Source organism: Limnohabitans sp. INBF003, assembly GCF_055396645.1.
On the sequence record NZ_AP029222.1, the window covers coordinates 2019132 to 2042072 of the forward strand.

The 22941-nt window shown below is 60.1% G+C and carries 11 protein-coding genes; 1 reads left to right on the top strand and 10 read right to left on the bottom strand.

Annotation, left to right across the window (positions count from 1 at the left end):
* Positions 1–147 precede the first annotated feature (147 nt).
* On the top strand, positions 148–14388 hold the full coding sequence (locus ACZ5VE_RS09180) for a YDG domain-containing protein (protein ID WP_464454886.1): 14241 nt from the start codon (positions 148–150) through the stop codon (positions 14386–14388).
* A 1-nt stretch (position 14389) separates the two neighbouring features.
* On the opposite strand, the gene arfB is transcribed toward ACZ5VE_RS09180, so the two are convergent.
* The 10 genes from arfB to nuoI all read right to left on the bottom strand — a co-directional run bounded on the left by arfB (position 14390) and on the right by nuoI (position 22920).
* Positions 14390–14791 (bottom strand): alternative ribosome rescue aminoacyl-tRNA hydrolase ArfB, encoded by a 402-nt coding sequence (gene arfB, locus ACZ5VE_RS09185; protein WP_464454887.1) that lies wholly within the window; start codon positions 14789–14791, stop codon positions 14390–14392.
* A 120-nt stretch (positions 14792–14911) separates the two neighbouring features.
* A complete protein-coding gene (locus ACZ5VE_RS09190; RefSeq protein ID WP_464454888.1) occupies positions 14912–15433 on the bottom strand; it encodes a DUF1178 family protein in 522 nt (173 codons plus the stop codon).
* A gap of 12 nt (positions 15434–15445) precedes the next feature.
* Complete coding sequence (locus tag ACZ5VE_RS09195; protein WP_464454889.1) at positions 15446–16030, bottom strand: NUDIX domain-containing protein; 585 nt, start codon at positions 16028–16030, stop codon at positions 15446–15448.
* 24 nt (positions 16031–16054) lie between these two features.
* Positions 16055–16357 carry a DUF2818 family protein gene (locus ACZ5VE_RS09200; protein WP_464454890.1) on the bottom strand — a complete coding sequence of 101 codons (303 nt, stop codon included), beginning with the start codon at positions 16355–16357 and terminating at the stop codon, positions 16055–16057.
* Positions 16358–16367: 10 nt separating this feature from the next.
* Complete coding sequence (gene nuoN, locus ACZ5VE_RS09205) at positions 16368–17855, bottom strand: NADH-quinone oxidoreductase subunit NuoN (protein WP_464454891.1); 1488 nt, start codon at positions 17853–17855, stop codon at positions 16368–16370.
* A 50-nt stretch (positions 17856–17905) separates the two neighbouring features.
* On the bottom strand, positions 17906–19381 hold the full coding sequence (locus tag ACZ5VE_RS09210; RefSeq protein WP_464454892.1) for an NADH-quinone oxidoreductase subunit M: 1476 nt from the start codon (positions 19379–19381) through the stop codon (positions 17906–17908).
* Positions 19382–19403: 22 nt separating this feature from the next.
* Positions 19404–21431: an NADH-quinone oxidoreductase subunit L gene (nuoL, locus tag ACZ5VE_RS09215; protein WP_464454893.1), complete on the bottom strand. Its 2028-nt coding sequence runs from the start codon at positions 21429–21431 to the stop codon at positions 19404–19406.
* 7 nt (positions 21432–21438) lie between these two features.
* Positions 21439–21747, bottom strand: a complete 309-nt coding sequence (nuoK, locus tag ACZ5VE_RS09220) for an NADH-quinone oxidoreductase subunit NuoK (protein ID WP_108287861.1) — start codon at positions 21745–21747, stop codon at positions 21439–21441.
* Complete coding sequence (locus ACZ5VE_RS09225; protein WP_464454894.1) at positions 21747–22382, bottom strand: NADH-quinone oxidoreductase subunit J; 636 nt, start codon at positions 22380–22382, stop codon at positions 21747–21749. The genes nuoK and ACZ5VE_RS09225 overlap by 1 nt, the downstream gene beginning before the upstream one ends.
* Before the next feature lie 37 nt (positions 22383–22419).
* The gene (nuoI, locus tag ACZ5VE_RS09230; protein ID WP_019428578.1) at positions 22420–22920 is read right to left on the bottom strand and encodes an NADH-quinone oxidoreductase subunit NuoI; all 501 of its coding nucleotides are present in this window, start codon (positions 22918–22920) and stop codon (positions 22420–22422) included.
* Positions 22921–22941: the final 21 nt, after the last annotated feature.

The following is a 22941-nucleotide window of genomic DNA, read 5'->3' on the forward strand; positions in this document are numbered from 1 at the left end:
GCCGAATGCCTGAACGGGCAGAGCCCACATTCGCGAGCAGGGGCTCGCTCCCACACCACAGACACCCACACAGCCCCCTGTGGGAGGCCGCCCCCGCGGCCGAATGCCTTCACGCCCTCGCACTGACCACCGACATCTGAGACGACCATGAACAAAACCTTCCACAGCGTCTGGAACACCAGCAAACAAGCCTATGTGGCCGCGGCCGAAACCGTCTCGGCCAAAGGCAAACCCAGCTCAGGCGTGCAACTGGCCACCGCGGTCTCCGCCTTGCTCGGGGGGTTGCTGTCGCTCAGCGCACATGCGCAAACGGCACCGCCGCCCCTGTCCAGCACCGCCCTGCCCACCAGCGGCCAGGTCAGTGCTGGTCAAGCCAGCATCAGCGTGAGCGGTGCCAACATGGTCATCAACCAAAGCACCAACCGCGCCGCCATCAACTGGCAAACCTTCAACGTGGGCAAAGACGCGCATGTGCAGTTCCAGCAACCCAGTGCGGCCAGTGTCACGCTCAACCGTGTGATGACCAGTGACCCCAGCCAGATCTTTGGCCGCATCAGCGCCAACGGTCAGGTGGTGCTGACCAACCCGGTGGGCGTGTACTTCAGCCCCAGCGCGCGGGTGGACGTGGGCGGCATTGTGGCCACCACGCACGGCATGAGCGATGCCGACTTCATGGCCGGAAAAAACCGCTACGAACGCAACGGCAGCACCGGCAGCGTGGTCAACGAAGGCGAAATCAAGGCAGCACTCGGCGGCTATATCGCCTTGCTCGCACCCGAAGTGCGCAACCAGGGGGCTGTGATCGCCCACATGGGCACGGTGGCATTGGCCTCTGGCGAAGCCATCGACCTGAAATTCGACAGCAACAACCGCCTGACCAGCTTGCGGGTGGACCCCAGCCAGATTGCGGCCTTGGTGGACAACCGCCATGCGGTGCAAGCGCCGGGCGGTCTGGTCATCATCAGCGCCCAATCCATGGACCGGCTGGTGGGCGGCGTGGTGCGCAACAGCGGCCGCATCGAGGCCAACGGCCTGCAGCAGCAAGGCGGGCGCATGGTGCTGTCGGCCAGCCACAAGCTGGAGAACACGGGCAGCATCAGCGCCAACGCCACAGCCGATGGCCCTGCAGGCAAGATCGAGATCAGCGCGCCCAACGTCAGCAACAGCGGCAGCATCAGCGCCACAGGCAGCGCGCTGCACAGCGCTGGCAGCGTGCTGGTGCAGGCGACCAACTTCACGCAGACCGCCACCGGCAGCATCGACCTGAGCGCCCCCAGCCAAGGCGGGCAGCTGAGCATCCAAACCACCGGCAGCGTGCAACTGCAAGGCAGCATCAACACCGCCGCCACGCAAGACACGACAACTGCAGGAGCCCCCAGCCAGGGTGGCCAAATCGACGTGCAGGCACAAGGCGACATCGAAGTGAACAACGCCACGCTGGATGCCAGCGGCGGCCAAGGCGGCACCATCGCGCTGCGCGCCAAGGCGCCGGCGCAACCTGGCAACCCCCAACCGCTGCCGGATGCCCCCGGACAGGGCAGACTGGCCATCATGGGCCACAGCACGCTCAGCACACGCGGGCGCAGCGATCAGGGCGGCAGCACCACGCTGCTGGGCGACCACATCAACTTACTGGACACCACGCACATCGACGCCACCGGGGCCACCGGTGGCGGCACCGTGCTGGTGGGTGGTGACTGGCAGGGCGGCAACGGGGTTTACCAAGCGACCACCCTCAGCATGGCCGAAGGCAGCATTGTCGACGCCAGCGCCACGCAACACGGCAACGGCGGCAAGGTGGTGTTGTGGTCAACCGAATTGACCGACTTTGCAGGTCAGATTGCGTCTAAAGGCGCAGGCCAAGGCAGCACTGGCGGCGATGCGGAAGTGTCGGGCAAGGCGGCTCTCAACTACACCGGCTTTACCAACTTGCTGGGCGGCGTGGGCGGCAAGGCCGGTGAGTTGTTGCTTGACCCGAACAACCTGTACATAGTCAGCGGTCCGGGCGGCAACGTGACTGCTGGAAGCTCAGATTCGCTATTGGGTGTAGACACGCTGACCAGTCAGTTGTCCGGTGCCAGCGTCACGATCAGTACAGGTACTTCAGGCTGGCAGGTTGGTCATGTGGGCTTGATGACAGCACTCAATTCATCGTCGACCAACAACCTGACGATCAATGCCTCGGGTAACGTGGTGATCGCAGCCGATGTGAACATTGGCGGCAAGCTCACGATTAACACGGGCACTTACTACGATTTTGTGATGGGCACGAACCTCTCCAATGCGAGCGGGGTCAACATCACGGCCTATGGCGGTTTTGAGAAAACCAGCACTACCGGCATCAGCTACCTCACGGGGAGCATCACCACCAACGGCACAGCCATCACCCTCAATGGCGACATCCAGCTGGCCAATTTCAACGGCAGCGCAATTGGCTTGAACAGCAACGGGGGCAACATTGCCCTCAACAACGGCATCATCAGCCGCTACTACTCGAACGCTCAAGACTACGCATTGCTGACGAGTTACCGTCTTTACCATGGTCCCAGCATAAGTTCACTGGGCTCAGACATCCTCTTGACCTTCACATCGGGCACTGGCATGTTCTTGGGCCAGCAGGGAATAAGCAGTGCTCAATACCTTCTTGTTGGCGGCGGCGGCGGCGGCGGTGCTTCAGGCGGCGTGAGCTTTTTCTCGGCTGGCGGTGGTGGCGGTGGTCAAGTTGTACAAGGGACACTCTATACATCTTTAGGAAGTGCATTCGGCGTTGCCGTTGGTGCGGGGGGTGCAGGTTCAAGTGACCGCACGGTTGCTGGCGGCATCGGCGGAACCAGCCGCTTGGGTTACAACACTGCGCAAGGTGGTGGCGGCGGCGCCTCGGGTGATGCGAACAGAGTTTCAGAAAATGCAAAAGCCACTGCTGGATTTACTGGTGGCGGTGGCGGTGCTCACCTCAATTGGACAGATTTAACTTACATCGGTGCCACAGGCACCGGCGGAGCCAACACCAAGGGCGGAGATGGTGAACACAATGGCTCATACGAGCAGGTTCAGAGAGCAGGTGGCGGTGGTGGCGCTGGCGGCCCCGGTGGACCCGGGTCTACCAAGGCATATGACCTGGGTTCCGCCCGCGGCGGTGCTGGCGTTTCGTCAAGCCTTACAGGCTCAACTTTGACCTACGGCGGCGGCGGCGGCGGTGGAAAGAGAAGAGCCAACTACTGGTATGACGTTATAGCCGGGGCAGGCAGGGACGGAGGAGCCGATGGCGGGGCAAATGCCGTGGGGTCCAACGCAGTGGCTAACCGTGGCGGGGGTGGCGGCGGTTCCGGAAGTGATGGCACTGGATTGAAAAAAGGCGGTGACGGCGGCTCCGGCCTGGTGGTGGTTCGCTACACCGTGGGCAACACCAGCGCCACCGCAGCTTCAGCACTCGTGATCAATGCAGGCTCTGGCTCGGTGTCCATGGGTTCATCTGCTTCGGATTTAAGCAGCCTGCAAATCAGTGTGGGCAGCACGTCAACTGTGTCTGGAACCGTCTCTGGCGGCACCAGCTTTAACAAAAGCGGCACCGGCACGTTGTCGATGACACAGAACAACACGTATACAGGTACCAACACCATCAGTGCAGGCACCTTGGTCTTGCGTAACGACGCCCCCAACCCCAGTAACAAAATTTTCAACGGAACGGGCGCATTGAGCATCGAGCCTTCGTCCGCGAGTTTCAGCACCGCTTTCTCCACTTCGGGTTGGTCCTTCGCTTCGACACTGAGCGGTTTGACGCTGGGCAAAGACGGCAACACCCAGGCCATCACGGTGGCAAGCGCCATCGGCATTGCCGGCCCTATTTCCATTTACGGCGGCAACATCGCCATCAACGCGGGCCTGACGGCCTCGGGCGCCAACACCATCACGCTCAAGGGTGGGAGCACCAGCAGCATCACGGGTACTGGCTTCGTGAATGCAGGCAACCTGCTTCTGCTAGGAGGCGGAACCATCACACTCAACAGCGTCAGCAACGCCATCGGCACACTGGCAGCCAGCGGTGTGGGTAGCCTGACCTATGTGGACAGCAATGCGCTGACACTGGGCACCGTGGGCAGCACCAACGGCATCTCGGCCACCGGGGCGGTGAGCATCGCCACCAAAACCGGCGACCTGACGGTGTCGAAAAACGTGGCGACCACCAGCACCAGCGCCACCGCAGCCCTGGTGATCAACGCAGGGCTGGACGCAGCGGCAGGCACCAGCACGGGCGGCAACATCGTCATCAGCGGCTCGCCCACCTTCACCACTGGCATCGGCGGTCGGGCCACCTTGTTCAGCGGCAGCATCACCGGCAGCACGGGCCTGACCACCCTGAGCGGGTTGACGGCAGGCACCAAGCGTTTCCGCTACAAAGCGGACGAAACCACCAACTTTGGCGCAGGCACTTGGACCAACCTGGGCACGGGCATTTATGCTGTTTACCGCGAGCAACCTGCTGTCAGCTTGAGCAGCACCAGCCTGACCATGACTTATGGCGACCTGCTGCCCACCATCAGCGCCACGGGCATGGTCAATGGCGATACGTCCACCTACACGATCACCAGCCGGGTGAATTCCACGTCCGGCAACATCAAGGCCAGCGCCACTTCCTACACCATCACGACCGACCTGGTGGGCCTCGGGTACAGCGCGGCGTCGGGCAGCGGCACGCTGACAGTCAACCAAAAAGCCCTCACGCTCACCGGCACCACCGCCGCCAGCCGCGTGTACGACAGCACCACCACCGCCACCGTCACCGCGTTGGGCAGCCTGACCGGGCTGGTGGGCACCGATGTGGTGACCGCCAGCAGCACTGGCGCCACCTTTGACACCAAGGACGTGGGCACCGGCAAGACGGTCACGCTCGCGGGTGTGACCCTGACCAGCACAGACGCCAGCAACTACAGCATTGCCACCACAGCCACCACCACGGCCAACATCACGGCCAAGGCGCTGACGGTCACGGCCAGCAACGCCACCAAAATTTACGACGGTGCGGCCTACAGCGGTGGCAACGTTGTGACCTACAGCGCCTTTGCAGGCACCGAAAATTCAACCGTGCTTGGCGGCACGCTGGCCTACAGCGGCAACAGCCAGGGCGCGGTAGATGCTGCCGCCTACGCCATCACCCCCGGCGGTCTGACCAGCAGCAACTACGCCATCCAGTTCAAGGACGGCGTGCTGACCGTGTCGCCCAAAACCCTGACCATCAGCAGCCTGGTGGGCAACAACAAGGTGTATGACGCCACAACCACCGCCACCCTGAGCAACTGGGGCAGCGTGAGCACGGGCGTGACCATCGGCAGCCTCGCAGAAACGCTCACGCTCAACCACGGCACCGCCACGTTCAACACCAAAAATGTGGGCACGGGCAAAACCGTGACGGCCACAGGCTACAGCTTGGCCGACGGGGCCAACGGTGGCAAGGCCAGCAACTACGTGCTCAGCTCGGCATCCGCCACCACCACGGCCGACATCACGGCCCTCGCGCTCAACATCAACGGTGTGAGCATCAACGACAAGGTGTACGACAGCACGACCACCGCCACGGTCAATGGCGGCAACATCACCAAGTTGGGCACGGACGTGGTCAGCCTGGTGACTTCTGGTGCCACTGGCACCTTTGCCAGTGCCGATGTGGCGCGCGATGCTGGCGGCGCTGTGATGGCACAGCCCGTAACGGTGAGCGGCTTCTCGCTCTTGGGCGCCGATGCCATTAACTACACCGTCACGCAGCCCACCGGACTGACGGCCACCATCACGCCCAAGACGGTGACGGTCAATGCGTTGAGCACCACCAGCAAAACTTATGACGGCACCACCAGCGCCCCGCTGAGCAGTGTGCCCACACTCAGCGGTCTGGTGAGCACCCAAACCCTCTTCGTCAGCGGCAGCGCCACCTATGCCAGTGCGGATGCTGGCACCGGCATCCAGGTCTCGGTCACCGGGCTGACCCTGGCTGATGGCAACAATGGCGGCAAGGCTGGTAACTATGCCTTGAGCAGCACCACGGCCAGCACGAGGGGAGACATTGCACGCAAGCCGCTGACCATCACAGGCTTGACAGCAGCAGACAAGACTTACGACGGCACCACCAATGTGAGCATCAGCAACTGGGGCGATGTGAGCACCGGCGTGAAGGGCACCGATGGCACTGCAGACGAAACGCTGACGCTGAACACCGGCTCGGCCGCCTTTGCCAGCAAGGACGTGACACGAGATACCGGTGGCAACCCTGTCGCCAAAACCGTGACCGCCAGCGGATTCAGCCTGGCCAATGGCAGCAACGGTGGCAAGGCCAGCAACTACCTTCTGACCAGCACCACAGCCAACACCACAGCCACCATCAACCCCGCTGCGTTGCAGGCTTATGCCAACGACGACGCCAAACTCGTGACCACGGCAGACCCCAGCTTCACGGCCCGCTACGCAGGCTTTGTGAACGGTGAAACAGCCAGCACGATCACATGGACCACGGCACCCACCGTGACCCGGACGGGCGCTGACGAAGCCGCAGGTATCTACGCCGGTGCCCTGACGTTCGCGGGAGCGACCGACAACTACACCGTCACCGCGACACCGGGCAAGTTCACCATCGTGGGGGCGGATCAGCTTCTGGTGAAGGTCAACAGTTTGAGCACGGTATACGGCGATTCACCGAACTATTCAATCTCCAGTGCCCAGTACTTGTCGTCGCAAAGCAACCAGGTGGTCAGCATCGTTAATGGCAACAACAGCCAGATTTTGAGTGTCACTGGCAGCACAGTCAGCGTCGATGACGGTGCAGGCACCACTGCTTCGTTCGGTCTGTCAGCCTCGGGGGCATCGCTCAGTTCCGCCGGCAAGACCAAGGTCGGGGCTTATCAGTTGAGCGAAACCGGTCTCAACATCACGCCTGCCCTCAACGCCACGCCGGCACCGAACTTCACTGCCCTGACTTTGGTGGGCGACCTCACCGTCACCCAGAAAGCCCTGACACCCAGCGTGACCGCTGGCACCACGAAAACCTACGACGGAACCACCAACATGGCGGGTTTGACGGTGTCGAGCCCGGCTATCTTGCCAAATGATATGGTGAGCATGACCACGGGCAGCAGCGTGTTCGCTTCGCGCAACGTTGGCTCTCAGGCTTACACCGTGAACAATGTGGCGTTGACAAGCGGTAACGCAAACAACGACGCCAGCAACTATTACATCAGCAACGGCACGATCACCGGCACAGGCACGATCAACAAAGCCACGCTGACCCTGACGGCTGTGGCCGATACCAAGGTGTACGACGGCACAAAGGCTTCCAGCAAGACCGTGGGTGTGAGCGGACTGGCGGCAAGCGACTCCATCACCGGCTTGGTGCAGACCTTCGACAGCAAGAACGTGACGGCCACCACCGTGGCATCTTCGGGCTACACGGTCAATGACGGCAACAGTGGCGGCAACTACGACGTGGTGTCCACCACGGCCACAGGCTCGATCACACCAGCGGTACTGACACTGAGCGCCGTGTCAGACACCAAGGGCTATGACGGCACCACGGCTTCCAACAAGACGGTGCTGGTGAGCGGGCTGGTGGCGGGCGACAGCCTAGGCAGCCTGAGCCAGTCATACCTCAGCAAAAATGTGATGGGCTCAAACCTGAGCACCCTGCAGGTGAACAGCGGCTACACCATCAAAGACACAACCTCAGTCGACATGTCGGGCAACTACACCGTCACCAAGGTAGATGCCTCAGGAACCATCACCCCGGCATCGCTGCTGGTCAGCGGCATCACGGCGGCAGACAAGACTTACAACGGGAACACCTCAGTTGCCAGCATCACCTACCTGGATGCCAGCAATCTGCTGGGCAAAATCAGCGGCGACAGCGTCACGCTGGGCACGGTGACGGGCAGTTTTGACGACAAAAACGCTGGCGTGAACAAGACGGTCACACTGGGTTACACGCTGAGCGGCGCCGACTTGGGTAACTACACGGTCACCCGCCAGGACACCACCACGGCCACCATCAGCAAACGCACCCTGAACGTGACGGCCTCGGGTGTAGGCAAGGTCTACGACGGGACCACCGGCATGGGCAGCAACGTGAGCCTTTCTTCGGACAAGCTAGGATCGGACGTGGTGAACATCAGCGGCATCGGTGCATTCAGCACGGCCGCTGCTGGCAGCAGCCTGGGCTACACGCTCACGGTGACGGGCATCACCGGCGCGGATGCGGGCAACTACAGCCTGGCAGGCGGTGGCACCTTCTCGGGCACCGATGGCACCATCACACAGCGCGCCCTGACCATCACCGCCAACAGTGCCACCAAAACCTACGATGGCCAGACCTGGACCGGTGGCAATGGCCTGACGTTCAGCGGTGTCACCGGCGTGTCCGCCAGCGGCTTTGCCAGCGGTGAAGACGCCAGCGTTCTGGGCGGCACGCTGGCCTGGAGCGGCACGGCACAAGGCACACGCAATGCGGGCAGCTACAGCCTGAGCGCCAGCGGCTTCACATCGTCCAACTACGCCCTGAACTTCATAGACGGTAGCCTGACCGTGAACAAGGCCGCGCTGACGCTGGCCGCTGTGACCGACACCAAGGTTTATGACGGCAACAAGACCTCGGCCGGTGCGGTGGTCGTGAGCGGCCTGCAAGGGACAGACACCGTCACCAATACCCGCCAGGAATTTACCAACCAGAATGCGCTGGGCACGGGCAGCAGCACGCTGAACGTGGTCGCGGACACATCGGGATATGTGGTCAACGACGGCAACAACGGTGGCAACTACAACGTGACACTGCAGACGGCCAATGGCACGATCACGCCGCGCACCATCGCAGTGGTGGGCGTGACAGCCAACAGCCGGGCTTACAACGGCAGCACGGATGCCACCAGCGACGTCAGCAACTGGGGGACTGTCAGCACGGGCATCACGAATGAAGCCCTCTCCCTGAGCCATGGCAACGCCCATTTCGACAATGCCAACGCAGGGACAGGCAAAACGGTCACTGTCAGTGCTTACAGCCTGGCCAACGGCACGGGGGGTTTGGCCAGCAACTACCAGCTGGCATCCACCACCGCCACCACCACAACCGATATCGGTAAAGCGGCCATTCGCATCAGCAGCGGCAACATCACCAAGACCTACGACGGCGACACATCGGCAGTGGGCACAGCCACTGTGGTGGCTGGAACGCTCTATACAAACGCCAGCAACGGCAATGTGCTGGACAGCATCTCGGGCGGCTCATTTGCCTTTGCGAACAAAAACGTGGGCATCGGCAGTAAAACCGTAACGGTCTCTGGCGTGAGCCTGAATGACGGCAACAGTGGCAACAATTACGACGTCACTTATGTGGACAACCTCACAAGCACGATCAACAAAGCCACGCTGACGGTCACGGCAAGTGCTGTGACCAAAACCTATGACGGCACCACCAGTGCCACGGGCACTGCCACGCTGACCGGGTTGGTCTCGGGTGAAACCGCCAACGCGTTGGACACACAGGCTTTCCTCGACAAGAACGCCGGTACCGGCAAAACTGTGCGAGCTTCTGGCGTGAGCATCCAGGACAGCACCCACGTTGACGTGAGCAACAACTACGCCATCCGTTATGTGGATGACACGGCCAGCACCATCCACAAAGCACCTTTGACAGTGACGGCAAACGCCGTGACCAAGACCTATGACGGCACAACCAACGCCACGGGTTTGGGAACCGTCGTCGGCACCCTGTCGGGTGCTGCATCGGGCGAAACGCTTGCCTCGTTCGGTCGTCAAGCCTTCCTGGACAAGAATGCTGGTGTCGGCAAAACTGTCCGGGCATCCGGTGTGACTATCAAGGACAGTGCCAACGTCGATGTGACCAACAATTACGCCATCAACTACGCCGATAACACGACCAGCACGATCAACAAAGCAGCGCTGACCGTGACTGCCAACAACGACGCGAAGTTCATCTCACAGGCCGACACCACAGGCTACGCGGGCGCAGGCTACAGTGGCTTTATGAATGCTGAAACCGTTAGCGTGCTCGGCGGCACACTGAGCCTGGTGCGCGCCAATGCGGGCACAAACACAGCAGGCTTCTACAGCGGCGTGTTGCAGGCCAATGGTCTGACAGCGGCCAACTACAGCATCAGCTACGTTCCTGGCGACTACGCCATCGTCGGCTCCAATCAGCTGCTGGTTCGGGTGAACAACCTGAGTGCCATTTACGGCACTGCGCCGCAGTATGCGATGGGCAGCGTGGAATACTTTGACGGCACGAACGTGGTTAGGCTGGACAATGGCAGCGTGGCGCGCAGCAGCGTTTCCATCAACCCAACTAACCAGGTGGTGGTGAACGATGGTGCCAACGGCATGGCCAGTTTCACGTTGGCACCTGTGTCCGGTGTGACCAGCAGTGCCGGCAAGCTGATGGTGGGCCACTGGCAACTGGGCACCAGTGGCTTGGTGACTGCAAACAGCCAGAACTTCAGCAACACCGTGACCGTGGTGGGCAGCCACCAGGTCACGCCCAAAGCCGTAACAGCCTTGGCCACCGACGTGAGCAAGATGTATGACGGCAACACAAGCGTCACAAATGCCAGCCTCTCGCTCGGCGGCACGGAGTCGGGTGACGCTTTGACTGTGAGCGGCATCGGCAACTACGCCAACAAAAATGCGGGCACTGGCTTGGGCTACACCTTCTCGGGTGTGACCCTGTCGGGCACAGACGTTGGTAACTACTACCTGTCAGGCGGCAACAGCTTCACCGGCAACAACGGCGCCATCACGCCCAAGACGGTGACGCTGTCGGGCAACAAGACCTACGATGGCACGACCACATTGAGCGGCGCACAAGTCAACATAAGTGGGCTGGTCAGTGGTGAAACTCTGGCTTACACCGGCGCTACAGCCACTGATGCACATGTGGCCACGCAGGGCAAGTACATCCATGCCATCACGCTGGCCAACGCCACAGATGGCTCAGGCGGCCTGGCTGCCAACTACCAGCTGCCCATGCTGGACGAAGCCAATGCGGCGGTCACCATCAGCGCACGGGCTCTGACCCCGACCATCAGCAACATCGGGGTGAGCAAAGTCTATGACGGCACGACCAATGCGCATGCCGACTTTGTGACGGTCTACACATTCAACGGCTTGGCCAGCGGCGACACCGGCGTGGGCATGACCTACGCCAGCGCCCTCTACAACGACGCCAATGTGGCCAGCGCCAATGCGCTGACGCTCAAGGGGCTGCGCATTGATTCCGTCGTGGGCAGCAACGGCTCTTTGGCTTCGGACTATGTGCTGGACAACAGCACCAAGTCGGTGGCAGCCAGCATCACCAAGGCCGATCTGACGGTGCGTGCGAACAACGACGCCCGGTTTTTATCCGAGTCCGATACCCTGGGCTATACCGGCGTGTCCTTCAATGGCTTTGTCAATGGCGAGAGCCTTGGCTCATTGATTGGCACGGCGAGCGTGACCCGCACCAATGCCGGAACCAACACAGCCGGCATTCACAACAATGTGCTGAAAGCCAGCGGCCTGACCGCCGCCAACTACAAGCTGAACTACGTCAACGGCGACTACACCATCGTGGGCTCCAACCAGTTGCTGGTGCGTGTGGCCAATGTGAGCGACACCTACGGCACGAACACGCAATATGCGCTGACCAGCGTGCAGTACGAATCCGGTGGCACCGTGTACACACTAGGCACTGGCGGTAACGTGGCTGGCAGCATTGTGGCCATCAACACCAGCAACGTCGTGAACATCAATGATGGCTCATCGGGTGCGGCCAACTTCACCCTGGCACCGCTGTCTGCAGCCACCAGCACGGCAGGCAAACTGACGGTGGGCGACTACCAGCTCGCGACCAGCGGCCTCGTGACGGAAAACAGCGCCAACTTCAGCGACACTGTCACCGTGGTGGGCAGCCACCAGGTCAATGCCAAGGCGGTCACCGCATCGGCTACGGGTGTCAACAAGGTGTATGACGGCAACACCGCCGTGACGAACGGCACCGTGGCTTTGGCCAGCAAAGAATCGGGTGATGTGCTGAACGTCAGCGGCATCGGCAGCTACAGCGCCAAGAACGTCGGCACCATCAGCTACGGCTACGCGAACGTGGCCCTCTCTGGTGCAGACGTGGGCAACTACTACCTGTCGGGTGGCAACAGTTTCACGGGCAACAACGGGGCGATCACCGCCAAGGCCTTGACCGCCAGCTACACCGCCAGCAACAAGGTGTATGACCAATCCGCCAACGCCACTGTGGTCGGCAGCTCCGACGGCATTGTGGTCGGCGACGTGGTGAGCTTTGCCAACACCAGCGCCACCTTTGCCGACAAGCACGTGGGCAACGGCAAGGCCGTCACGGTGAGCGGCATCTCGGTCAATGGCACCGATTCGGGCAACTACACCCTGCAAAATGTGACGGCCAGCACCACGGCAAACATCACGCCCAAGGCCATCACCATCAGCGGCATCACGGCAGCCAGCAAGGTCTATGACGGCCACGCCAGCGCGGTCGTGGATGCTACCCTCGCTGCAGGCTGGATCGGTGGTGACGATGTGTCGATCAGTGCCACAGGCGTGTTCGACAACCGCAACGTCGGCGTCGGCAAGACCGTCACACTGACCAGCAGCTCCAGCGGCAACGATGCTCGCAACTACAGCATCACCGACCAAGCCACCACCACGGCCAATGTGACGGCCAAGGCTGTGACCATGAATCTGGCACCAGTCTCCAAGGTCTATGACGGCCAAACCGCCTACAGTGCCGGTGCCACCGAGCTGCAGGCTCTGGGCAATTTGCTCGTGGGTGGCGACACCGTCACCACGGCCTTGATGGGCTTTGACGACAAAAACGTGGGCACGGGCAAAACGGCCACACTCTTGTCGACAACCTTGAACGATGGCAATGGCGGGCGCAACTACGCCGTGACGCTGGGCGCAAACAGCAACAGCACCATCACGCGACTGAACTCGGTCGCTTGGGTAGGGGGCGTCACGGGCAACTGGTTCGACCCAGCCAACTGGGCTGGCGGCGCGGTGCCCGATCTGGCCAACGTGACCAACGTGCTGATTCCTGCAGGCACCACAGTCAGTTTTGACACGGCAGGCGCAAGGTCTCCCGCCGTGGCCACTTCAGCCGTGAATATCGACAGCTTGGGCAATGGCTTGGGCAACGCTGGCGCACTGAGCCAAGCCAATGGCATCCTGCATGTCGTGGGCGGCATGACCTTGGCGGCTTATGCCCAAAGTGGCGGCAACCTGACGATCGGGGGCGATTTGAACATCACCGACGGCTTCCGCCAGAGCGGCAACGGCAACGTGGCTGTGCAAGGCACCAGCCGCATCACCGGCGGCAACGTCGGCGTTCAACTGGGTGACTTCAGCAACGCCGGCGATCTCTCCATCAGCAGCGCCGGTGGCATCACCCAAATCACAGGCACCGCACTGTCTGTATCAGGGACCAGCACTTTCGCAGCCCCCGGACAAACCGTGAAGCTGGACAACGCTGGCAACGACTTTGGTGGCACCGTGAATCTGACTGCAGGGAATACACGACTGAAAGACAAAAATACCCTGACCTTCAGCGGCACCATCAGTGGCGCAGACAGCGATCTGGTGCTTTCTGCAAAGAAGATTCACTTCGAGACCACCACCGTCGATGGCAACTTCACCAGCAATACCTTGGGCGCAGGCTCGGACGGCGGCGTCACCCAATCGGGCGCACTCACCGTCAAAGGCAAGGCCGATTTCGTGGCCAACACCGGCACCGGACAAGATGCGACCTTGATGCTGGCCAACAACTTCAAAGGAGGCACGCGTTTCACCCAAAGCGATGGTGGTAGTTGGCGCAATCTCCAGGTCACTGGCGACTCTCGCAAGGCGGCAGGAGATGCACAAGCAAAAGCACAAGGGAGCATTCCCACCAGCAGTTTGCCCGGAACAGGCCTGTCGAGCGAACTCCCACCGCAAGCACTGGTATTTTCGTCCGGGACACGCAACGCATCGGGAACCGAAACTTCGGAGGCCAGCAGCCCGGCAGGTGCAAACAGTTCTGGCGTCACCGTGGACTTGCAAAACACAAGCCAGCAGAACACCCCTTTGATGGTGGCTGTGTCGCTGCCCAAGGGCGTATCGACAGTGGGCGCAGGCTTCAGCTTCGAGATGCCTGAATCGGTCAAAGGAATGGCCAGCGCTGGCACCGAAGTCCGCATCACCCAAACCGATGGCAGCCCCCTGCCCTCATGGCTGAAGTTTGACCGCCAAGGCATGCGCTTTGAAGCCACCGCAGTGCCCGACAGCGCCTTGCCCATGCAGTTGGTGGTGGTGCTGGCTGGTCAGCGTGTGACGGTCGTGATTTCGGAGCGGACGGAGTAAATCAGTCACGCCCTTGTCGCGAGGCCTTGATTTTGGACTGCAACGCCTTGCCCTCCAGCCGCCTTTTCACCGAGCCATAAGTCGGCTTGGTGGCCTTGCGCGGTTTGGGCGGCTTGGCGTAGGCGTCCAGCGTTTCGTAAAGGCGCGCCCAAGCATCCACCCGGTTGGCTTCTTGCGTGCGGTGGCGCTGGGCCTTGAGGATGAACACGCCCTCTTGAGTCAAGCGGCTGTCGCCCGACTGCAGCCAGCGCTGCTTGACGTCATCAGGCAAAGACGAGTTGGCCACATCAAAGCGCAGCTGAATGGCGCTGGAGACCTTGTTGACGTTTTGCCCCCCAGGGCCTTGGGCACGGATGGCGGTGAGTTCCACTTCGGCGTCGTCGATGTGCAAGGCGTGTTTCATGTGGCGGTCTTTTCTTTGTGGGAGGTCGCCCCTGCGGCCGAAAAAAACTGTGGTGCGGCCGTCATTCGCGAGCGGGGGCTCGCTCCCATAGAGACACAGTGCCCCAGGATGGCCTGGCACCTATTGCAGCGGGCCCTTGAGGTTTTCGGGCACGGGCAAAGGCATGACATCGATGCCCTCTTCCAGCAAGGCTTCGGTTTCTTCACGGGTGGCTTGGCCGCGAATGTTGCGTTCTTCGCGTTCACCATAATGGATCTTGCGGGCCTCTTCTGCAAACTGGGGGCCCACATCTTCTGTGTGGGCCATCACATGGCGCACCATGTTCATCATGGCCGCTTGAATTTGTTGGAGGCTGCGCGTATCGGTGGGCAGCATGCCCTGCGAGTCGACCGTGTCCGGCAAAGCAGGCACGGCCGCAGGCTTGGCATTTTCTTGGCCCGACGTGTCAGAGGCAGTGGGCATCGGGGCCACGCCGTGCCCCAAGTTCAGGCGCGGAGCCGACAGCATTTTGACGATCTCGCTGTCGTTGCACACCGGGCACGTGACCAGCCCCCGCGCACGCTGAGCGTCGTAGTCGTCTTGCGAGCCAAACCAGCCTTCAAAGCTGTGGCCCTGCGAACATTGAAGGTCCAGGACTTTCATGGGAGGAAGGTGTCAGGGCAAAGTTTGCCAGGTCAGCGACCAATCGCCAGCCAACACATTCTGCAACCAAAGCGCACCCGTGAGGGTTTTGGCATCGGTCACCTGGCCGTCTCGGCACCAGGCCATCAGCTCTGCGGGTGTGGCCGTGAACACATCCAGAAACTCTTCGGCATCGAGTTGGCGCGCGCCCAGCGTCAGGTCTTTGGCAAACCAAATCTCGATCACTTCTGTCGAATACGAGATCACCGGATGCAACACGCCCGCTCTGGCCCACTGGCGTGCGGTGTAGCCGGTTTCTTCCATCAACTCGCGCTGGGCACACAAGCAAGTGTCTTCGCCCGGGTCGAGCTTGCCTGCAGGGAATTCGATCATCACCTGGCCAACTGGATAACGGTATTGGCGCTCCAGCACCACGCGCAAACCATCGGGGGTGTCCAGCATCGGAATGACCATGACCGCACCGGGATGGACCACGTATTCCCGTGTGGCCAGACTTTGGTTGGGCAGGCGAACAGTGTCGCGAAAAGCATGCAAGAAGTTGCCGTGCAGCAACTCCTCCTGACTCACCCGGTGTTCGATCAGATGATCGTCAGACATGAAAAACAGTGCGCAGGCAGGCAGTCAATGCGGACGGTGCATCAGGTAACGGTAAACAAAACCGGGGAACGCCAAGGTCAGGAACAGGGTGCCCGTGATGGCATAGAACTCCCAGCCTTGCGGCGCGATCTGGCCACCGTGGTTTTCGAGCGCAAGGCCCACCGCGCCGACCCCAAAATACAACAGCACCAATTCCGCCAGCCGAATGGCCAGTGACTTGGTGCTGCGGGAAGGACCGACCCACAAAATGCGCTGATTGGCAAATGGCAAGTTGGCCGCCAGCAATGCCAGCACCATCAAGAAACCAATTTGCCAAGCGGAGATCATGTGCTTGTGATCAAACAGCCAACATGCGGGCAATGGCGTCTGCACACAGGGCCATCAAGGCACCCGGCACGATGCCCAACACCAACACCAACAACCCGTTCACCGACAAGACCACGCGCACATCGGTGGTGGCTGATACGGTGGTGGCCGTGACGGGTTCGTCAAAGTACATCACCTTGACCACACGCAGGTAATAGAAAGCGCCGATCAAGGACATGATCACGGCGAAGATGGCCAGACCGATGTAGAAGCTCTGTCCCGACACGATCAAGGATTGCAGCACAGACAACTTGGCGTAGAAGCCCACCATCGGCGGGATACCGGCCATGGAGAACAGGCAGATCGCCATCACGCCCGCATACAGCGGGCTGCGCTGGTTCAAGCCAGCCAGGTCGGTGATTTCTTCGCTCTCAAAGCCTTGACGCGCCAGCAACATGATCACGCCAAAGCTGGCCAATGTGGTCAACACATAAGAGACGATGTAGAACATGGCCGAGCTGTAGGCGTTGGCCGCCAGTGTGGTCTGGCCGTTGATCACGCCAGCCACAAAACCGAGCAGCACAAAGCCCATTTGCGCGATGGTCGAATAAGCCAACATGCGCTTGAGGTTGGTCTGTGCAATCGCGGCCAAGTTACCCACCACCAAGGAGCCAATGGCCAGGAATGACAACATTTGCTGCCAATCAAACGCCAGAGGCAACAAACCTTCGACCAGCAAACGGACCATGATGGCGAATGCGGCCAACTTGGGGGCACCACCAATCATGAGGGTGGCTGCGGTTGGGGCACCTTGGTAGACGTCGGGAATCCACATGTGGAAAGGCACTGCACCGATCTTGAAGGCCAAGCCGGCCACGATGAACACCAAACCAAACACCAGCACCTGGTGGTTCACATGACCAGACGCAACGGCCTTGAAGACAGCCGACAGTTCCAGGCTGCCCGTGGCACCGTACATCATGGACATGCCGTACAGCAAAAAACCAGAGGCCATGGCACCCAGCACAAAGTACTTCATGGCCGCTTCGGTGGCTTGGGTGTGGTCACGGCGGAGCGCCACCAAGGCATAGCTCGACAAAGTCAACAGCTCCAGGCCCAGGTAAATCACGATGAAGTTCTGACCCGAGATCATGAAGCTCATGCCCAGCAAGGCGAACATGCTCAGGCTGAACATCTCGCCACCACGCAACATGTCGCGGTCTGCCGCATAAGGGCGCGAATAAACCAGGGTGACCATGACGGCGATGGCGGCAAAACACTTGAGCCAATGGCCCATCGGGTCACTGACCACTAAGCGGCCAAAGCCGTAAAGCGTCTGGCCTGCGTCGGCGTACATGGCGTGCAGCCAGGCCACACCGCCCAGTGACAACAAGGTCAGGGCATAGGTGGCTGTGCGCTTGGGGCTTTTCACGAAGAGGTCGGCCAGCGCAATCACGCAGGCCATGACCAGCAACACGATCTCCGGATAAATCGTCATCCAGCTGGAGGTGTCCATCATGTGTGTTCTCTCAATTCTTCTAATCAGGCGAAACGTTCAATGTCGGTTGCTCAAGGCAACTTGGACATGGCAACGTGCTTGAGCAAGTCGGCCACCGAAGTGTCCATCACGTCGGTGAAGGGTTTGGGGTACACGCCCATGTACAGCACGGCAGCAGCCAACAAGGCCATCACCAGGAACTCGCGTGCATTGATGTCGGTCAAGGCCTTGACGTCGTCGTTGGCCACAGGGCCGAGGTACACGCGCTTGAACATCCACAGGGTGTAGGCAGCGCCAAAAATCAGGGCCGATGCCGACAAGGCACCGATCCAGAAGTTGAACTTGACCGCGCCCAGAATGACCATCCACTCGCCCACGAAACCAGCGGTGCCTGGCAAGCCGCAGTTGGCCATGGAGAAGAACAAGGCAAAGGCGGCAAACTTGGGCATGGTGTTGACGACGCCGCCGTAGCTGGCGATTTCACGCGAGTGCACGCGGTCGTACAACACGCCGATCGACAAGAACATGGCGGCCGACACAAAGCCGTGCGCGATCATTTGCACAATGCCACCGGACACGCCCAGCGGGTTGAAGATGAAAAAGCCCAAGGTGACAAAACCCATGTGCGCCACCGACGAATAAGCCACCAGTTTCTTCATGTCTTGTTGCACCATGGCCACCAGACCCACGTAGACCACGGCCACCAAAGACAACACGATGATGAACATGCCCCACTCGCGCGCCGCATCGGGTGCGATAGGCATCGAGAAACGCAAGAAACCATAAGCCCCCAGCTTGAGCATGATGGCGGCCAGCACGGCAGAGCCGCCTGTGGGCGCTTCGACGTGCACGTCGGGCAACCAGGTGTGAAATGGCCACATGGGCACTTTCACAGCAAAGGCCGCAAAGAAGGCAAAGAACAACAGTGTTTGCACGGTGCCCGACAACTGCAGTTTGTGCCAAGTCAGGATGTCAAAGCTGCCATTGGAGGCGGTGTACAGGTAGATGAGCGCAATCAGCGTGAGCAAGGAGCCCATCAAGGTGTACAGGAAGAACTTGAACGCCGCGTAAATCTTGTTTGGGCCACCCCAGATGCCGATGATCAGGTACATCGGGATCAAGGTCGCCTCGAAGAAGACATAGAACAAGATGCCGTCCAAAGCACTGAACACGCCGATCATCAGACCCGACAGGATCAGGAAGGCGGCCATGTACTGGTTGACTTTGCGCGTGATGACTTCCCAGCCTGCAATGACCACGATCACGTTGATGAACGCCGTCAACAACACAAGCCACAGCGAAATGCCATCCACACCCAGGTGGTAGTGCACATTGAAGCGCTCGATCCACGACGCTTTTTCGACGAACTGCATGGCCGAAGTACCGAGTTTGAAACCCGAATACAAAGGCAATGTGACCAGGAAACTGACGACGGAGCCGATGAGGGCCAACCAGCGCACGGCGCGGGCTTGGCTGTCACGACCGAAGGCCAGCAAGACGACGCCGAAAGCAATCGGCATCCAGATGGCAAGGCTTAACAATCCCATTTTTATATCGTCCTCAAAATCGTTAAGCGAGCCAGACGAAATACGTCATCAGCACAAACACACCCAGGATCATGACCAGGGCATAGTGGTACAAGAAGCCCGACTGGAACCAGCGCACCACGCCAGACACCATGCCCACGACTTTCCAGGAACCATTGACGAAGAAGCCGTCGATGATGGCGCGGTCACCCACCTTCCACAGACCCAGACCCAGACCTCGGGCCCCTTTGGCCAGGATGTTCTCGTTGATCCAGTCCATGAAGTACTTGTTTTCCATGACCACGATCAGCGGGCGCAATGTGCGGGCAAAGAATGCCGGCACTTTGGGGTTGACCAAGTACATGTACCAGGCGGTCACCACACCGGCCAAGGCCAACCAGAATGGTGCAGTCGTCAGCGCGTGCTTGGCCATGGCCACAGGGCCGTGGAAAGCTGCGGCCATTTCGACCATCACCGGGTGCTTGTCGGCGTTCACAAAGATCACATCTTTGAAGAAGTCGCCATACAGCATGGGCTCGATCGTCATGTAGCCAATCAGCACCGACGGGATGGCCAGCAGGACCAAGGGCACCGTCACCACCCAAGGCGACTCGTGCGGTTTGTCGTGGCCATGGTCATCGTGACCGTGGTGGTCATCGTGGTGCGCATCAGGGTTCTGGTCGTAACGCTCTTTGCCGTGGAAAACCAGGAAATACATGCGGAACGAATAGAAGGCGGTCACAAACACACCGGCCAGCACGGCGAAGTTGGCAAAGCCAGCGGCGGCCAAGTGGCTTTCGTGCACGGCTTCGATGATGCTGTCCTTCGAGTAAAAACCCGAGAAGAACGGCGTACCGATCAGGGCCAACGAACCCAGCAAGGACGTGATCCAGGTGATGGGCATGTACTTGCGCACGCCACCCATCCAGCGGATGTCTTGGTTGTGGTGCATGCCCATGATGACGGAACCAGCCCCCAGGAACAGCAAGGCCTTGAAGAAAGCGTGCGTCATCAGGTGGAACACCGCCACCGAGTAAGCCGAGGCGCCCAGCGCCACGGTCATGTAACCGAGCTGCGACAAAGTGGAGTAAGCCACCACGCGCTTGATGTCGTTTTGAATGATGCCCAAAAAGCCCATGAACAAGGCGGTGATGGAGCCGATCACCATGATGAAGTTCAAGGCCGCATCGGACAACTCGAACAGAGGCGACATGCGGGCCACCATGAAAATACCGGCCGTCACCATGGTGGCTGCGTGGATCAAGGCAGAGATGGGCGTTGGGCCTTCCATCGAGTCAGGCAACCACACATGCAGCGGGAACTGGGCCGACTTGCCCATGGCACCGATGAACAGGCAAATGCAGATCACGGTGATCAACATGCCGTCCAAGCCAAACACATACCAGGGGAAGTTGATGGCGGCCAGCTCGTTGGCCTTGGCAAACAACTCGGTGTAGTTGAGCGTGCCGGTGTAGGCCACGATCAGGCCAATGCCCAGAATGAAGCCGAAATCACCCACACGGTTGACCAGAAACGCCTTCATGTTGGCGAAGATGGCGGTGGGTTTGTTGTACCAAAAACCGATCAGCAAATAGGACACCAGACCCACGGCTTCCCAGCCGAAGAACAACTGCAGCAGGTTGTTGCTCATGACGAGCATCAACATGGAGAAGGTGAACAGCGAGATGTAAGCGAAGAAGCGGTTGTAGCCTTCGTCTTCTTCCATGTAGCCGATGGTGTAGAGGTGCACCATCAGCGACACGAAGGTCACGACGCACATCATCATGGCGGTGATGCTATCGACCAAAAAGCCAACTTCCATCTTCAGACCGCCAACCACCATCCAGGTGTAGAGGGTCTCGTTGAAGCGGGCACCGTCGATGACGCTCTTGAGTGTCATGGCCGACAGGATGAAGGCCACCAGCACACCCAGAATGGTCAGCGTGTGTGACAGACGACGGCCAATCCAGTTGCCACCGAATTGGGTACCGAGGACACCGGCCAGCACCGAGCCCACCAGGGGCGCGAGGGGCACAACCAGCAGCGTGCTTGCGTTGAGGGTTTGACTCATATTCTTATTAACCCTTGAGCGAATTGAGTTCGTCCACGTTGATGCTGTTCTTGTTGCGGAACAACAGCACGAGGATGGCCAGGCCGATGGCCGATTCAGCCGCCGCCACCGTGAGGATGAAGAACACGAACACTTGACCGTGCATGTCACCCAAGTAATGCGAGAAAGCCACAAAATTCATGTTCACGGCCAGCAACATCAATTCGATGGCCATGAGCAAAACGATCAGGTTTTTGCGGTTCAGGAAGATGCCGATCACGGCCAATGCAAACAGCATGGCGCCGAGCGACAGGAAGTGTCCCAAGGTCAGTGTCATCATTTGCTTTCCTCCACAGGTGCCACAGGCGCGGGCGCCGGTTGTGTGGCATCCATCTTGACCAATTTCATGCGGTCTGCCGCACGCACTTTGACCTGGATGGACGGGTCAATCGCCTTGCTGTCCTTGCGCTCGCGCAATGTCAGGGCAATCGCCGCGATCATGGCCACCAGCAAGATGGAGGCAGCGATCTGGATCGGCATCAGGTATTCGGTGTAGAGCAAGATGCCCAAAGCTTTGCCGTTGTCGACAGGCAAAGCACCCGCAACCATCGCCGGGGCTTGCGCCAAACGGAAACCCGACAAGAGCACGGCCGCCATTTCAAGGGCCACGATGGCCCCCAAGGTTGCCGCCAGCGGGAAGTTTTTCCAGAAGCCCTTGCGCATGGTGTCGATGTTGATGTCCAGCATCATCACCACGAACAGGAAGAGCACCATCACGGCGCCCAGATACACCAGCACCAGCACGATGGCCAGGAATTCGGCGTTGAGCAGGAACCACACCGCGGAGGCTTGTGAAAAAGCCAGCATGAGGTACAGCACAGCGTGCACGGGGTTGCGCGCAGTCACCACCCGGAAGGCTGCAAACAGCAGCACCACCGAGAAGAGGTAGAAGAAACCGGTCTTGACGTCCATAGGTCTGTCTTTTTAAATGTTCAGGACTGCGTGGCGTTCAACGGTAAGGAGCATCGGCAGCCTTGGCGGCGGCGATCTCTTTTTCGTAACGGTCGCCCACGGCCAGCAACATGTCCTTGGTGAAGTACAGGTCACCGCGTTTTTCGCCGTGGTATTCAAAAATGTGCGTCTCGACGATCGAGTCCACCGGGCAGCTTTCTTCGCAAAAGCCGCAGAAGATGCACTTGGTCAGGTCGATGTCATAACGCGTGGTGCGGCGTGAACCGTCTTCGCGCTGACCGGCCTCGATGGTGATGGCCATTGCAGGGCAAACGGCTTCGCACAGTTTGCAGGCGATGCAGCGCTCTTCACCGTTGTCATAACGGCGCAGGGCGTGCAGGCCACGAAAACGTGGCGACAGCGGTGTTTTTTCTTCCGGGAATTGCACCGTCACCTTGCGGGCGAAAGCGTAGCGTCCGGTCAGGGCCATGCCCTTGAGCAACTCCACAAGCATGAAGCTCTTGAGGAAGTCCTTGATCGAGAAGGAGGAAGCAGTCATTGTTGTCATGGTCGTGAGCCG